The organism is Salinirubrum litoreum (assembly GCF_020567425.1).
GTDB classification, from domain to species: Archaea; Halobacteriota; Halobacteria; order Halobacteriales; family Haloferacaceae; genus Salinirubrum; species Salinirubrum litoreum.
This window is the reverse complement of record NZ_JAJCVJ010000002.1, coordinates 563,633-578,077: the sequence shown is the minus strand read 5'-3', so window position 1 is coordinate 578,077 and position 14,445 is coordinate 563,633. Positions and strand designations below refer to the sequence as shown.

General features: G+C 67.7%; 16 protein-coding genes and 1 tRNA gene. 6 read left to right on the top strand and 11 right to left on the bottom strand.

What is annotated here, in order from left to right:
- Window positions 1–62: 62 nt before the first annotated feature.
- From LI337_RS11585 to LI337_RS11575, 3 genes are all read right to left on the bottom strand, one after another.
- Window positions 63–824 carry a DUF1028 domain-containing protein gene (locus LI337_RS11585; protein ID WP_227230000.1) on the bottom strand — a complete coding sequence of 254 codons (762 nt, stop codon included), beginning with the start codon at window positions 822–824 and terminating at the stop codon, window positions 63–65.
- A 95-nt stretch (window positions 825–919) separates the two neighbouring features.
- A complete protein-coding gene (gene gnd, locus LI337_RS11580; RefSeq protein WP_227229999.1) occupies window positions 920–1,819 on the bottom strand; it encodes a phosphogluconate dehydrogenase (NAD(+)-dependent, decarboxylating) in 900 nt (299 codons plus the stop codon).
- 91 nt (window positions 1,820–1,910) lie between these two features.
- Window positions 1,911–2,282 carry a hypothetical protein gene (locus LI337_RS11575; protein WP_227229998.1) on the bottom strand — a complete coding sequence of 124 codons (372 nt, stop codon included), beginning with the start codon at window positions 2,280–2,282 and terminating at the stop codon, window positions 1,911–1,913.
- A 157-nt stretch (window positions 2,283–2,439) separates the two neighbouring features.
- On the opposite strand from LI337_RS11575, the gene LI337_RS11570 reads away from it, so the two are divergent.
- The gene (locus LI337_RS11570) at window positions 2,440–2,838 is read left to right on the top strand and encodes a CBS domain-containing protein (RefSeq protein ID WP_227229997.1); all 399 of its coding nucleotides are present in this window, start codon (window positions 2,440–2,442) and stop codon (window positions 2,836–2,838) included.
- A gap of 101 nt (window positions 2,839–2,939) precedes the next feature.
- The gene (locus tag LI337_RS11565; protein ID WP_227229996.1) at window positions 2,940–4,052 is read left to right on the top strand and encodes an aminopeptidase; all 1,113 of its coding nucleotides are present in this window, start codon (window positions 2,940–2,942) and stop codon (window positions 4,050–4,052) included.
- A gap of 393 nt (window positions 4,053–4,445) precedes the next feature.
- On the opposite strand, the gene LI337_RS11560 is transcribed toward LI337_RS11565, so the two are convergent.
- Window positions 4,446–5,441 carry a radical SAM protein gene (locus LI337_RS11560; protein WP_227229995.1) on the bottom strand — a complete coding sequence of 332 codons (996 nt, stop codon included), beginning with the start codon at window positions 5,439–5,441 and terminating at the stop codon, window positions 4,446–4,448.
- Between the two features lie 206 nt (window positions 5,442–5,647).
- On the opposite strand from LI337_RS11560, the gene LI337_RS11555 reads away from it, so the two are divergent.
- Window positions 5,648–6,769 carry a DUF373 family protein gene (locus tag LI337_RS11555; protein ID WP_227229994.1) on the top strand — a complete coding sequence of 374 codons (1,122 nt, stop codon included), beginning with the start codon at window positions 5,648–5,650 and terminating at the stop codon, window positions 6,767–6,769.
- Between the two features lie 10 nt (window positions 6,770–6,779).
- Here LI337_RS11555 and LI337_RS11550 read toward each other — a convergent pair whose 3' ends face one another.
- The 5 genes from LI337_RS11550 to LI337_RS11530 all read right to left on the bottom strand — a co-directional run bounded on the left by LI337_RS11550 (window position 6,780) and on the right by LI337_RS11530 (window position 9,409).
- Window positions 6,780–7,649 carry a CPBP family glutamic-type intramembrane protease gene (locus LI337_RS11550; protein ID WP_227229993.1) on the bottom strand — a complete coding sequence of 290 codons (870 nt, stop codon included), beginning with the start codon at window positions 7,647–7,649 and terminating at the stop codon, window positions 6,780–6,782.
- A gap of 94 nt (window positions 7,650–7,743) precedes the next feature.
- Window positions 7,744–8,220, bottom strand: coding sequence for a type II toxin-antitoxin system VapC family toxin (locus LI337_RS11545; protein WP_227229992.1), 477 nt, complete (start codon window positions 8,218–8,220; stop codon window positions 7,744–7,746).
- A complete protein-coding gene (locus LI337_RS11540) occupies window positions 8,204–8,506 on the bottom strand; it encodes an AbrB/MazE/SpoVT family DNA-binding domain-containing protein (protein WP_227229991.1) in 303 nt (100 codons plus the stop codon). The genes LI337_RS11545 and LI337_RS11540 overlap by 17 nt, the downstream gene beginning before the upstream one ends.
- Window positions 8,507–8,606: 100 nt before the next feature.
- A tRNA-Thr gene (locus tag LI337_RS11535) sits at window positions 8,607–8,678 on the bottom strand.
- 56 nt (window positions 8,679–8,734) lie between these two features.
- Window positions 8,735–9,409, bottom strand: a complete 675-nt coding sequence (locus LI337_RS11530; RefSeq protein ID WP_227229990.1) for a DUF7114 family protein — start codon at window positions 9,407–9,409, stop codon at window positions 8,735–8,737.
- A 59-nt stretch (window positions 9,410–9,468) separates the two neighbouring features.
- Here LI337_RS11530 and LI337_RS11525 point away from each other — a divergent pair, with 59 nt between their 5' ends.
- From LI337_RS11525 to LI337_RS11515, 3 genes are all read left to right on the top strand, one after another.
- Complete coding sequence (locus tag LI337_RS11525; RefSeq protein WP_227229989.1) at window positions 9,469–10,179, top strand: enoyl-CoA hydratase/isomerase family protein; 711 nt, start codon at window positions 9,469–9,471, stop codon at window positions 10,177–10,179.
- Between the two features lie 190 nt (window positions 10,180–10,369).
- On the top strand, window positions 10,370–11,650 hold the full coding sequence (locus LI337_RS11520; RefSeq protein ID WP_227229988.1) for an SPFH domain-containing protein: 1,281 nt from the start codon (window positions 10,370–10,372) through the stop codon (window positions 11,648–11,650).
- Between the two features lie 53 nt (window positions 11,651–11,703).
- A complete protein-coding gene (locus tag LI337_RS11515) occupies window positions 11,704–12,312 on the top strand; it encodes a winged helix-turn-helix transcriptional regulator (protein WP_227229987.1) in 609 nt (202 codons plus the stop codon).
- Between the two features lie 186 nt (window positions 12,313–12,498).
- Here LI337_RS11515 and LI337_RS11510 read toward each other — a convergent pair whose 3' ends face one another.
- Complete coding sequence (locus LI337_RS11510; protein WP_227229986.1) at window positions 12,499–12,744, bottom strand: DUF7123 family protein; 246 nt, start codon at window positions 12,742–12,744, stop codon at window positions 12,499–12,501.
- Window positions 12,745–12,903: 159 nt separating this feature from the next.
- Window positions 12,904–14,430: a carboxypeptidase M32 gene (locus LI337_RS11505; RefSeq protein WP_227229985.1), complete on the bottom strand. Its 1,527-nt coding sequence runs from the start codon at window positions 14,428–14,430 to the stop codon at window positions 12,904–12,906.
- Window positions 14,431–14,445: the final 15 nt, after the last annotated feature.

Here is a 14,445-nt window from a genome sequence, read left to right as displayed (position 1 = left end):
GAAAGATTATCAGTGAACCGAGTACCCGTCACCATCGGTTCCGCGTCGGCGAGACCGACCGGTCACTCCCCGGCGTCGACGGTCTCCTCGTCGCCCTCGGCGGCGTCGATGTCGTCCTCCTCGTAGGCGTCGGCGTAGCGCTCGACGGCCATCTCGAAGCCGCGTTCGGCCTCGGCGAACGTCTCCCGGAGGTCGCGGATGGGCGTCTCGGTGGCGTCGACCCGGAGGTCGTCGTAGTACGGCGACAGCTCTCGCTCCTCGGTGCGGGTCACCTTCAGCGCCGCACTCTGGACCGGCAGGTCTTCGCGCTTGTCGCCGCCCTGTGCGTGCCCGGCCGCAAGTGCGTCGACGAGACGCTTCGCCAGTGGGTCGGCCGCGTCCTCCGCCGCGCCGGTCTCGGGTGCCGCCGCCTCGTACTCGTCGGCGACCGCCTCGATCACCGACTCGCCGGTCAGCAGGTTCCCGGCGACGGTGTAGCCGTCACCGGCGAGGTGACCGTACCAGTCGTTGCACTCGTCGCCGGAGAAGGTGAACTCGCCGTCCGCGTCGACCCCGTGGAGCTGCCGCTGGGCGCTCCCCTCGTCTGCGTCCAGCAGGGCGTCCAGCGCCTTCTCGACCGCCAGACCGTCCGCGAGGTACTCGATCCCCTTCCGGCCGAGTTCGACGTTCACGAGGCTCTGTGTCGCCACCGCGCCGTGTTCGTTGGCGAACGGACAGAGCGTCCCCACGGCGGGCAGGCGAGTCGTGACGGCGACGCCGAAGCGCAGGTGCTCGTCGCCCTCCTCGTCGGTGTACTCCTCTCGCACGCAGATGCTGAAGGTCACGTGGTGTGTCACGTGTCGCCGGGCGAAAAAGCCCCGTCTCCCGGCGACTGCCGCCGAGAGCATCCCGGCGGACGGCGACAGTGATGCCCGGCGGGTCAGTCGCGCTGGACCTCGTGTCGACCGAAGCCGTACCGGAGACGGTTGGCGAGTCGCCGGGAGAACCGCCCCGACTCGGGGGCGCGCGACCCGAACCGCTCCGAGAGTGCCTGATAGATGAGCGGGACCGGAATCTCCTGTTCGAGTGCCTCCTGGACCGTCCAGGTGCCGGTCGACCCACCGGCCACGTGATCGGCCACGTCGCCGAGGTCGGTCCCCTCCTCGCGGAACGCCTCCTCACAGAGTTCGAGCAACCACGACCGGATCACCGCACCGTTGTTCCACGTGCGGGCGACAGCCTCCAGATCGAGATCGTACCGACCCTCGTGCAGGAGTTCGAAGCCCTCGCCGTAGGCCTGCATCAGCGCGTACTCGACGCCGTTGTGGACCATCTTGACGTAGTGACCCGATCCGGACGCACCCATCCGGTCGTGGCCGGCGGGGCCGGTCGCCACCGCGTCGAAGACGGGTGTCATCGCCTCGTAGGCCCACTCGGGACCGCCGATCATCAGCGAGAAGCCCAGTTCCGCACCCGCGGGACCGCCGGAGGTGCCGCAGTCGAGGTACGCCGCGTCGGTCGCCTCGGCCCGGCGGGCCGACGCCTCGAAGTGGGAGTTGCCGCCGTCGACGACGACGTCCTCGCCGTCGAGGTGCGGGTCGAGGTCGTCGAGCGTCGCGTCCACCGCGTCGCCTGCGGGGACCATCAGCCAGATGCGTTTCTCGTCGCCCAGTCTGTCCGCGAGGTCGGCGACCGACTCGGCCGGCGTCGCCCCGGCGTCGGCGGCGGTCGCCACCGCTTCGGGGTCGAGGTCGAAGGCGACGACCTCGTGTCCGTCGGCGAGACAGCGTTCCACGACGATCTGACCCATGCGCCCCAGTCCGATCACGCCCAGTTGCATGGCCGTGGCTGTGCGGGCAGGGGTGATGGTGGTTGTGGTTGCGGGAGCAGCGCGTGGTTGTGGTTGCGGGAGCAGCGCGAGTGTGGCGACCTCACCCTGTCGGGACCACCTCGCGGCGGTAGACCGACCGGGTGCTGTAGACGTACGCGACGACCGCAGCCCCGAGCAGGAGTCGGACGACTGCATCGAGGTCGCCCGCGAGCAACTCGACGAGAGCCAACGAGACCCCGAGCGAGTAGCTCACGACCGCCGCGGTCCACGCCCACCGTTTCACGGTCCACAGCCCCCAGAGAACACCGGCCTGGACGAAGGCGAGACCGAGAACGAGCAGTCCGGCGAACCCACCGAGGACCGTCCCGCTGGCGAGGAGGGCGGTCCCGGCGAGCAGCGAGAGGAAGACGCTGACGAGACCGAGCAGACAGATCAGCTTGACTCCGAGCGGCGCAGTGGAGGCGGAGGGCATCGTCTACACGGACGACACGCTGTGGAATGTAGCTCGGTGATTCGTCGGCGTCTCGGCGTCGTCACAGACCGCCGATGGGAACCAGCCGAATCCGTGTCGGTACCACACGTCGCCGCTGGCTTTAGGCTCTCGTGGTCCCTAGGAGAGACCGAACAGTATGCCGATCATCGACATCACCCGAACGACGGTCGTCACCGCCGGGCCGGACACACCGGTCGGTGACGTGACGAGAGCGATGCGCGAGCGCGACCTCGAGTACGTCGTCGTGTTGGCGGAGAACCAGCCAGTCGGCCTGCTCTCGCCGGCGGACATCGGCCGGGCCTACGTCGCGGGCACCGACCTCGGGAGCGTCACGGCCGGCGAGTTACTGTCGGGTGAGCCGGTGACGGTACAGGCGTCGGCCGATCTTTCGACGTTCGTCGGCCTGCTCGGTGACACCGGCGCACAGCGAGCGATCGTCGTCGACGACGACGGCTTCGTCGGCGTCGTCACGCTGGACGACGCGCTGGCACAGTACGGCCGCGACCTGACGCGAGTACTGGATCTCCTCGACTGAGGCGCGGCGGTCGCCTGTCGGGCGCCGACAGGCCGTCGGCCACCTCCTCGCCGTCCCTCACCGACCGCCGTCGTTTTTGCCTCCCCCCACCAGCGGTCGGTATGGACGAGCGAGTGCGACGTCACGCGGAGACGCTGGTCGACTGGAGCGCGCGGATCGAGGCGGGCGACGACGTGATCGTCTCGCTGGACGAGGGCACCCACGATCTGGGCGTCGCGGTCGCGCGACTGCTCGGCGAACGGGGCGCGAACCCCGTCTTCGTCCGCCAGTCGGACGAACTGACCCGCGCGTACCTCCAGGGCCACGAAGCGTTCGACGGCGAGTTCACGGCCGATCCGGCCCACGAACTCGCGCTGTGTGAGTCGGCCGACGCCTACCTCTCGATCCGCGGAGGACACAACACCACGGCGATGGCGGACGTCCCGGGCGAGATACGACAGGCCCACGCGAAGGCGACGAAGGCGATCCGACAGGCACGCCTCGCCACCGACTGGGTGGCGACGATCCATCCGACTCGGTCGCTCGCCCAGCAGGCCGGGATGGCCTTCGAGGAGTACCGGGACTTCGTCTACGACGCGATTCTGCGGGACTGGGAGTCGCTGGCCGAGGAGATGGCCCGGATGAAGGAGATTCTGGACGACGGCGACGAGGTGCGGATCGTCCGCGAGGGCACCGACCTCACGATGTCCGTCGCGGGCCGGACGGCGGTGAACTCGGCGGCGTCGGTCGCGTACGACTCGCACAACCTCCCCTCCGGCGAGGTGTTCACCGCGCCGGTCGAAGACAGCGTCGAGGGCGAGGTCCACTTCGACGTGCCGATGACGATCAACGACACCCGCGTCCGGGACGTCCGCCTCACCTTCGAAGACGGCGAGGTCGTCGACTTCACGGCCGAGGCCGGTGAAACCGTGCTGGCGGACCTGCTGGACACCGACGCGGGCGCACGTCGCCTCGGCGAACTCGGCATCGGGATGAACCGCGGTATCGACCGGTTCACGGACAACATCCTGTTCGACGAGAAGATGGGCGAGACGGTCCACCTCGCGCTCGGCCGGGCCTACGACGCCTGTCTGCCCGAGGGCGAGTCGGGCAACGACAGTGCGATCCACACCGACATGATCACAGACATGTCGGGCGACTCGCGGCTGGAAGTCGACGGCGAGGTCGTCCAGCGGAACGGCACGTTCCGGTGGGAGGACGGCTTCGAGGGGTGAGGTGACCGACACGCGAGTGGTGTGAACTCGGGTCGATACGTCGGAGCGAACTCGGTCGCATCCGACACGAACGACGGGAGGTGAAAGCCCCCGGACTCTTTCAGTCCCCCCCCCGACTCTGCGATCCATCGTGCAGTTACTGGTCGTGACCCGGCGTGTCGCCTGCCGGCTTGGAACCCGAACTCGCGCAGTAGTTCCCACCCCTCCCCGACTGCTGGCGACGCGGACTGCCAGCAGGTCCTCGCTGTCGCTCGGACACTGCTCGATTCCGGTCGCCACCAGCTCGCGTCCTGTTGGGGTCCCGTCCTGTCGGAGTCCAGTGGTGGTCGCGTCGTCGGGTGACTGGTGGTGCAGTGCTCGAACGAGTCGGCACAGTCGACCGAGGAGCCGCGTTCAGGCCAGTGGCGTGCGCTCCACCACGGTCCCGTCCACTGTGGGATACTGCTCGACGATCTCGCCGTCGTCCACGTCGCCCTCGTCGACCATCTCCTCCAAGAGCCACCACGCGACCTCCACGTGGTTCGTCTTCGCGGCGTAGAACTCCTCGGGCACGCCCAGTTCGGCGAAGCGCTCGGCGGGCGTGTACGTCTTCCCGTAGACCAGGGTCCCGTCGTCGGTGATCTCGTCGAACTGCCGCGAGACGTTCTTCGCCATGCGCTTCAGGCGGTTCCGGTGCTGGGCGGCGTCCTTGAACACGGAGGTACAGAAGTAGACGCGCTCGTGGTCGCCCATCTCGTCGAGAATCGCCTGCTTCGAGCCGTCGACGGCCGACATGTGGCCCTCCTGCAACTCGAAGCCGGCCTCCTGCATCCGGCGGTAGTTCCCGTCGGACATCTCGAACTCGTTGATGTTACAGAAGTCGGCCGCGCCCTCGTCCAAGAACTCCAGGAACTCCGGCTCCGGCCGGATGCCGGGGATCTCGAAGGCCGGCGTCAGCCCCTCCTCGCGGGCGACGTAGAGGATCTCCTCCCACTCGGTCCCGTGGAGGTCGCCCCACAGTTCCAAGGGCGGGTGGAACCGGATCTCGTCCAGTCCGGCTTCCGAGAGGCGGCGCATGTTCTCCCGGCCGCCGGGGATGCCGGTGTAGAGGTGCGTGTGATGGTCTTCGCCGAACTCCTCCTTGAGAAGCGAGAGGTAGTGGCAGGTGCGGTCGAGCGCCTCCTGTGGCTCCCCGCCGGTGATCGACGTGCCGAGCGCGTCCATCCGGCGCGCTTCCTCGAGCACGTCCTCGTCCGACTCGACGAGACGCTCGTTGGCGTACACGTCGGTCACGTTCTTGCGGTTCTCACCCAGCGGGCAGTAGAAACAGTCCCGCTGGTCGCAGTAGCCGTAGACGAACATGACCATCTTGCCACCCTCGGCGCACTGTTCACAGCCCTTCGAGATCATTCGGTATCGAGCGTCTACTGCCCCGAGCGTCAAAAGCCGTGCGACTCTCGCCGCCCGTGCGCCACCGGCCCACGGTCCCTCTCCGTCTCCGAGACGTCGCCGCCACCGACACGCGAGAGGACCTCCCGGGCGAGTCGTCGTGTCACCGTACCTCACCGGTTCGACCCCGAAAGGGAGTTAAACGATCCGGGCGAACTGTGACACCGATGCTCTTGGTCCTCTGTGTCGACCTCGACGACGACCTCGGACGGAAGACCCCGTTCGACACGCCGGTCGTCGGGCGCGACGAGGTCGAGTCTGCGGCGGTCGCTCTCGCCACCTCCGATCCCGAGGACAGCGACTCGAACGTTCTCTTTCAGGGCCTGCACACCTACGACGAGATCGCGGCTACCGAGGCCGAGGAGGTCGAGGTCGCGGCAGTGACGGGCGTCGACGGCTCCGACGTGAAGGCCAACCGGGCGGTCGGCGACGAGGTGGACACGGTGCTGGCGGCGCTGTCGACCGGCGAGAACGTCCGGGCCATCGTCATCACCGACGGCGCGCAGGACGAGTCGGTCCTGCCGGTGATCCGATCCAGGGTCCCCATCGACGGGGTGCGCCGGGTCGTCGTTCGGCAGGCGCAGAACCTGGAGTCGATGTACTACACGATCAAGCAGGTCCTCGCGGACCCCGAGACGCGCGGGACCGTCCTCGTGCCTCTCGGGATCTTACTCCTCGTCTACCCCTTCGTCATCGTCGCCCAGAGCTTCGAGTTCCTCGCGGGCGTCGAGGTGCTGGGGATCATTTCCGCACTGCTCGGGTTGTACGTCCTCTTCCGGGGACTGGGCCTGGAGCGCAACGTGGACGACCTCGCGGAACGCGCTAGAAACGGCCTCTACGCCGGGCGCGTCACGCTCATCACCTACGTCGTCGCGGCGGCCCTGCTGGTCGTCGGCGGCGTGCAGGCCTTAGAGGCGCTCCGAACGGTCGAGGCCGGTGTCGGCGGCGATCCGAGCGCGCCACAGATCCTCGCGGCGCTGGTGCAGGGGGCCGTGCAGTGGTTCGCCGCCGCCGGCATCACCAGCAGTCTCGGGCAGGTGACCGACGAGTACCTCGCGGACCGGTTCGAGTGGCGCTACCTGAACGCCCCCTTCTACGTCCTCTCTATCGCCATCGTGCTGTACGCCGTGTCGGGCGTGTTCGTCCCGGCCGGCACCGCCGGTGTCCAGCGGTTCGAGTTGCCGGAGATGGCCATCGCGCTGTTGATCGGGACGCTGCTGGGCGTGCTGAGTACACTGACGTTCGCGGTGGCCGAGTCGCAGTACCCGACGAGTGTGGAAGCGGCGTGAGTCGCACTGCTCACGCCGTCGGGCCGACGCCGGGGCGTGTCCCCGACCATCCGACGTACCGGCGGTAGACCACCACGGCGACGAGCGTCGCGAGCAGTGGGACGCCGTACAGGAGGGCGGTGCCGACCCACGCAGGCGTCGTGCCGGCGACTCCGCCCGTGACGAACACCGGATTGAGATTCAGACTCCCGTGGACCAGTCCCACGAAGACGACGCTCCGGGTCGCCTCGTACAGCAGGCCGAGGAACAGCGCGAGTCCGACGAGGAGCACGACACTCCCGGCGGTCTCGCCGAGTCCCAGCCCCTGTATCAGCACGCGCTGCGGGACGTGCCACAGGGCGAACAGCACCGCAGCGGCGAGGAGACCGACCGCCCGCGCCCGCGTGACCGACAGGCCACGCCCCGACGCCCAGTCGATCAGCTTCGACTGGAGGTAGCCGCGCCACGCGAACTCCTCGATCAGACCGACGAACAGCAGTTGCTCGACGAGGAAGAAGCCGAACTGGACCGGCGTGAGGCCGCTCGGCAGGTCGAACTGCACCGCCCCGCCGGCGATGGTGACGACCCCGAGGACGGCGAGGTTGAGGACGAGCCAGATACCGGCGACGAGACCGAGTGCGACGGCGGCCCCGTACCGACTGATCCCGAGTGCCGTCGGTCGGACGCCCTCCCACCGGAGGATAGCGACGGTGACGGCGAGGATGCCGAGCGTCGCGGTCGTGGTGGCGAGGAAGCCGACCAGGCCCGTGGGGAGGGTGAGCTGTGGTGCGAGCCATCGGAAGACGGCGAGTGCCGTGGCGGAGACGACGACGGTGGCGAGCACGAACACCGCCGGCGGTCGGAGGTCTGTCCCGAACAGTGTGGTGCGTGTGCGGGTCATACGTGACGGTACGACGGGAGGTGATGTGGACGGCTACGATGGCTCTCGGCCGGTGAGAACCGGGGAATACGGTCGCCGACGACCGGTGAAGGGGTCAGTCGTCGTCGCCGAGATAGTCGTTCAACTCGGTGAACTCGGCGGGGGTCAGCACGACTTCTGCCGAGATCCCGTCCAGCGTCTCGAAATCGTCGTCGAGGGTCAACACGGTCTCGACACCCTCCTCTCTCGCGACCCGCGCGTAGAAGCCGTCCCACCCTTCGACGTTAGCAGTGCCGGCCACCTCGAAGCCCGCCCGAACGGTCTCTGTCGCTGTCTTCTCGTACCAGTGGATGCGACTCGCGTCCAGCAGTCGGCTCATGAGTGCCGACGCCTCTGCGTTGGAGTAGCCGTAGACCGACGCGAGGACGTGGTGTGCGCCGACCAGCGCCGGCAGTGGAATCACGGCGTCGATCTCGCCGGCTATCGCCTTCCGGACGTACGACAGCGGCGTCTCGCTCACCGGCGTTCCGGCGTGAGCGAGTGCGATCACTCCCACGTCGAACAGCACCGGATCGTCAGTCGTCGCCGGCATCCGACTCCTCTGGCGACTCGCCATTCGATCCTGTCCCCCGTCGGATCGTCTCGACGTGATCCTTCGAGATCGGATCGAGTTCGTCGTCGGCCACGCTGTCGGTGTCACCGTGGGAGTCGATCATCGCCTCGATGTCTGCGATGATCTCGTCGGGGGATTCTTCGAGTTCGACGACCGCCTTCCCGTCCTCCTCGCGGATCTCGACTTCGGCCCCCGGCGCGATTCCCAGTCGCTCCCTGATGGCTTTCGGGAGGACGACCCGTCCTTTGGCGTCCACTTTCGGCATGGTCCCACCTACGGTGGGAACGGTGTTGAACCTTCGGCTGGAGGTACGTCTGCGTGGTCGGTGGTTCGTGTTCGCGGGCAGTGAACCGTCGGAGAGAAGAAGCCTAGGCCGGGATTTGAACCCGGGCTCTCGTCCTTACCAAGGACGCGCTTTACCGCTAAGCTACCCAGGCACCACGTATCGTAGCGCAACCACTGCTTCGCCCGATTCGTCTTTAGGCGTTTCGATTTAGCCGTCGTCTGCCACCGGGGGCACGCGGTCCTCACCCACACCGGCGACGCGCGCCACCTCGGCGACCGTCGCCGCCGAGAACAACGACTCGGCCGGCGGTAGTTCGTCGGTGTCCACACCGTCTGCGAGTCCGCGACCGAATCCGAGCAGGTCGTCGTCCACGCGCCCACCGACCGCCGTCGCGCCGGTGGCGACCGCCAACTCGAAGACGGCCTCCTCCAGGTTCCGGTCGAGCAGGTCCACGTCCGCGTCCGGGCGCTGGCGGAGCGTCTGGTCCCGGCCGAACTGCTGGACCACGGCGACGGCTCTGCCGGCGGTCTCGGTCCGGGCCAAGAGATAGAACCCACGCGAGACGAGCACGACTGCCGACAGCACGTCCAGGTCGGCCGCGATGTCGGCCGCCTCGGCGTCGTCGGCGGTCCACGGCTCGGTGTGTGCGAGCAGGCGTGTGATCCGAAGCCCGTCGTAGATCAGTTGGACACCGACCGCACGCTCCGCGATGCCCGGCAGGTCGACGCCGGGGTCCAGCGCACGGGCGGTGAGAAGCGTGAGTGCGCCGGGGGCGACCGACGCCTCTGAGAGCAGTCCGGTGAGCGCGTCGCCGAGTTCCGCAGGTTCGATGTCGGCGACGGTCTCGCGGGCGGTGTCCCGGACCAGCACGGCCTCGTCCATTACACACCGATAGCGGGAGGAAGGGCAAAGACCTTTGGAAACCCACGCGAAGTGACGTCGTGATCCGAACCGAGACCGTCGGACGGCTCCGGGTCGTCACGCTCGACCGCCCGGATCGCCGGAACGCGCTCCGCCCGGCCGACCTCGACGCACTCGAAGCCGCCGTGACCGCCGACTCGGAGACGGCAGCCCGCGGCCCGGTCTCGGTCGTCTACCTCCACGGTGCCGGCTCCGCCTTCTGTGCCGGAGCCGACCTCGACGTCGTCGCCGATCTGGACGATCCGGCCTCGTTCGCGGGGCACGGCCAGCGTGTCGCGGACGCCATCGAGTCGGCCGAACCGGTCGTCGTCGCCGGGATCGACGGCCCGGCACGCGGCGGCGGTGTCGAACTCGCGCTGGCCTGTGACCTGCGCATCGGGAGTCCCGACGCGACGTTCGCCGAACCGGGCGTCCAGTTCGGCCTGTTCGGTGCGTGGGGTGGAACCGGCAGACTGCGAGAGGTCTGTCGAACCGGCGACGCGATGGACCTCGCGCTGTCGGGGCGCGTGATCGACGCCGATGAAGCCCGCCGAATCGGTCTCGTCTCGCGTGTCGTCGACGATCCACGGTCGGTCGCCGAGGCCATCGCGACCAACGAACCCGACGCCGTGGTGGCACTGAAGCGACTCCTGCGCCACGATGGGTCGAAAGCAGAGCGAGAGGCGGCAGAGCGTGAAGCATTCGCCGATCTCGTCTCGGCGCACGCAGACGACATCGCGCGCGGTCGGTGAGGGAGTCGGAGACGGTCGGTGGATGCAGGTCGGAGACGACCGGTGGCTGTCGGTCGGAGACGACCGGTGGCTGTCGGTCGGAGATGGCCGGTCGATACGGGTCGGCGGCCCGCCCGCTCTCGGTCGGCCCCCCTGTCCGGCACTCTCTCACGTGGGAAGGCTTATCGGCACCGTGACCCAAGGCCGAAGTATGGACCCCGTGATACTCCAGACCGGGCTGTTCGGTGCAGGCTTGGTCTTCGTCGGAATGTTGGTCCTGTTGCTGGCAGTCGTGACCGTCTGGCAGATGGTGGAGATCGTCGACGCCTACGAGAAGAAGGCGCTGACGGTGTTCGGGGAGTACCGGAAACTCCTCGAACCGGGGATCAACTTCATCCCCCCGTTCGTCTCCCGGACGTACCCGTTCGACATGCGGACCCAGACACTCGACGTGCCACGACAGGAGGCGATCACCAAGGACAACTCGCCCGTCACCGCAGACGCCGTCGTCTACATCAAGGTGATGGACGCGAAGAAGGCGTTCCTGGAGGTCGAGGACTACAAGACCGCCGTCTCGAACCTCGCCCAGACGACGCTCCGCGCCGTGCTGGGGGACATGGAACTCGACGACACGCTGAACAAGCGCCAGGAGATCAACGCCCGCATCCGCCGGGAACTCGACGAACCCACCGACGAGTGGGGGATCCGCGTCGAGTCGGTCGAGGTGCGCGAGGTCAACCCCTCGGCCGACGTCCAGCAGGCGATGGAGCAGCAGACCTCTGCCGAGCGGCGTCGTCGGGCGATGATCCTCGAAGCGCAGGGTGAACGCCGGAGCGCCGTCGAGGAGGCCGAAGGTGAGAAGCAGTCGAACATCATCCGCGCACAGGGTGAAAAGCAGAGCCAGATCCTGGAAGCGCAGGGTGACGCAATCTCGACCGTCCTCCGGGCGAAGTCCGCCGAGTCGATGGGCGAGCGTGCCATCATCGACAAGGGGATGGAGACGCTGGAGAACATCGGGCAGGGCGAGTCGACGACGTTCATCCTCCCGCAGGAACTCACCAGTCTCGTCGGTCGGTACGGCAAACAGCTCACCGGGTCGGACGTGCAGGACATGGCCGGGCTGGACAGCCTCGACTTCGACGAGGAGACCCGCGAGATGCTCGGCCTCGACGACATCGAGGAGATCATCGGCCAGATCGACGAGGCCGCCGAGATGGACGTCCAGCAGATGGAACAGGAGGCGCAGGCGATCAAGTCCGGCGAGAGCATGAGCGACATCAAGCCCGCCGACGAGGTCATCTCGGAGGCCGACTCGATGGACGACATCGAGGACGCCGACGCCGTCATCGAGCAGATGGAATCGGAGATGGACACCGAGAGCGGCGAGACGGACACCGAAACCGAGCCCGCGAAAGAGACCGACGGCGGCGACGACACCGGCTCCAAATCGAAAGACGACGGCGAGATGGAGTTCGACAAAGAGCTCGAGTAACACCGCCGACAGGCGAAGGGCTTTTATTTGCAGGATAACGTAGGGAAAACCAGATGGCAGAGCGTGGCGTGGACGAGGAGAAGCGGGCGACGCTGAAACGGTTCGCGGCACTCGGAGCCGCGACCCCATTCGTCGGCCTGCGGAACGATGGCGAGGCGTCACAGAGCGACGCTCGCGACGCCATCGTCGGCTACCTCTCGGCCACGCCCGGCGCACACTTCTCGAAGGTCCGCGACGACCTGAAACTCGGCACCGGCGAGACCCAGCACCACCTCCGACGACTGCTGGACAGCGGCGTCGTGGAGGCCCGGCGTGACGGCGACTACCGGCGCTTCTACCCGGCCGACCAGTTCTCGGAGTTCGAACAGGCCGCGCTCGGCTACCTCCGGCGACCGACCGCCCGTGGGATGGTGATCGAACTCCTGCGCGACCCCGACGCGACCGGCGGCGACCTCGCGGCGGCGCTGGACGTCTCCCGTGCGACCGTCTCGAACTACGCCGGCGACTTGGAGCGTGCGGGACTGCTCTCGCGTGAGAACGGCTACGCTGTCGTCGAACCCGAGACGATCATCACGCTGCTGGTGCGGTACGCCGACTCCTTCGGGTCGGACGCGGACGCCTTCGCCCGCGACGTGGCGGGACTGATCCGGTTCGACCCCTGAACAGTTCCGGTCGGATCGGTCCCCGACTCGTGGCGACCGTCGGCAGTAATCTCGTGTCGACCGCCCCGAGAGCGGAGGCTGTCGAGTCGGGGTGAGAGGAGAGCGCGGTCGGTGGTGAGTCGTCGGTGAGTGCCGGGCCGGAAGCGTCGGCGGGGAGCGTGGGGTCGTGTCGGTCGGCGGACCGCGTCAGACGGAGACTTTCCACGTCGTGCCCGAGGAGTAGCCCCACTTCTCCACGTGCACGTCGAAACTGCCGTCCAGGATGGCGGACATGTTCGCGCCGACCTCCTTCGCGGTCATCCCGAGGTCGTTCGCGATCAGCCGAGACTTGAAGTACGTCTTCGTCCGGCCGTTCTCGCGCAGGTACTGGAGGATGCGCTGCTGCTTGTCGGTCAGGTCGGTCGTCGCGGCGGTCGTCGCGGTCGCGCTCATACACCAGTAGACGGCCGACGACCTAATAGGGGGTTTGGTACGCGAGGTTAACGCCGCGCTGTCGTGCACTTTTCTCTATCGCATCGTAGAAAGGAACTCCCTGAGAGACGGGGTTGGTACGGTTCCTTAACACCGAGTGACCGGTGCGTGAGTCGGGAATCAGGCCGCGTCCAGATCGTAGAGGTCGCCGTACTTCGCGGTCACGTAGTCGAGGAAGTAGTCGGCGGTGAACTCCTCGCCGGTCGCCTCGCGCACGAGGTCGTTCGTCTCGTAGCGAGCACCGTGCTGGTGGACGTTCTCCCGGAGCCACTCCCGCAGGGGGTCGAACTCGCCCGCGCGAACCTTCCCCTCCAGGTCGTCGATATCCTCGCTGGCGGCGTCGTACAACTGGCTGGCCATGATCGAGCCGAGCGAGTAGGTCGGGAAGTAGCCGAAACTCCCGTGGCTCCAGTGGATGTCCTGCAGACAGCCCTCGGCGTCGTTCTCGGGGCGGATGCCGAGATACTCCTCGTACTTGTCGTTCCAGGCCTCCGGCACGTCCTCGACGGCGAGGTCGCCCGAGAGCAGTTCGCGTTCGATCTCGAACCGGACGAGGATGTGCATGTGGTACGTCAACTCGTCGGCCTCGACGCGGATCAGGTTGTCCTCGAACACCTGATTCGCGGCCTCGTAGGCGTCTTCCACGCTCGCGTCGGCGGTGCTCGGGAAGTGGTCTTGGAAGGTCGGCAGGAACAGCTCCCAGAACGCCTTCGAGCGCCCGACGTGGTTCTCCCAGAGGCGTGACTGTGACTCGTGGACCGAGAGGTCACGCGACTCGCCGAGCGGCGTCCCGTAGTGCTCGTCCGGCAGGCCCAGCGTGTAGGTCGCGTGGCCGAACTCGTGGATCGTGCTCATCAGCGCGCCGATGGGGTCGGACTCGTCGAACCGCGTGGTGACGCGGGCGTCGAACTGCGTCCCCGAGGAGAACGGGTGCGGCGCGGTGTCGAGACGGCCGCGCTCCCACGGGTAGCCCAGCGTGTCGAGGGCGTCCCGGACCAGCGCCTCCTGCTCGTCGGCCGGGAACTCGCCGTGGAAGGTGTCGACGGCCAGTTCCGTGTCGGACTCGCGGATCTCCTCGATCATCGGGACCAACTGCTCGCGCACGTCGGCGAGAATCTCCTCGGCCTGATCGAGGGGGAGACACGGCTCGAAGTCCTCGAACAGCACCTCGTAGGGGTCGCGGTCGGGGTCGATGTGCTCGGCGTACTGTCGCTTGAGGTCGAGCAGTTTCTCCAGGTACGGCGCGAACGTCTCGAAGTCGGACTCGGCTTTCGCCTCCTTCCACGCCGGGAGCGCCTCGGAGGTGGTCTCCGAGATCTCGGTGACGAGGTTGTTCGGGACCGAGGTCTGGCGCTCGTAGTCGCGGCGAACCTCGCGGACGGCGGCGGCCTGCTCGTCGGTCAGGTCCTCGCTCTCGGCGGCGTCGAGCAGTTCGCCGGTCTCCTCGGCGGTGAGGATGTCGTGCTGGATCGACGAGAGCGTCGAGAGCTGTTGGGACCGCGCGGGCGTGCCCTCGTCGGGCATCATCACCTGCTGGTCCCACGAGAGGATGCCGGCGGCGTTGCCGACGTTGTTGAGCTTCGTGACGCGCTCCATCAGTCGGTCGTAGGCGGAGGACTCCTGTTCGGAGTCGGCTTCGACTGCCATGGGCGTCGGTTGGTC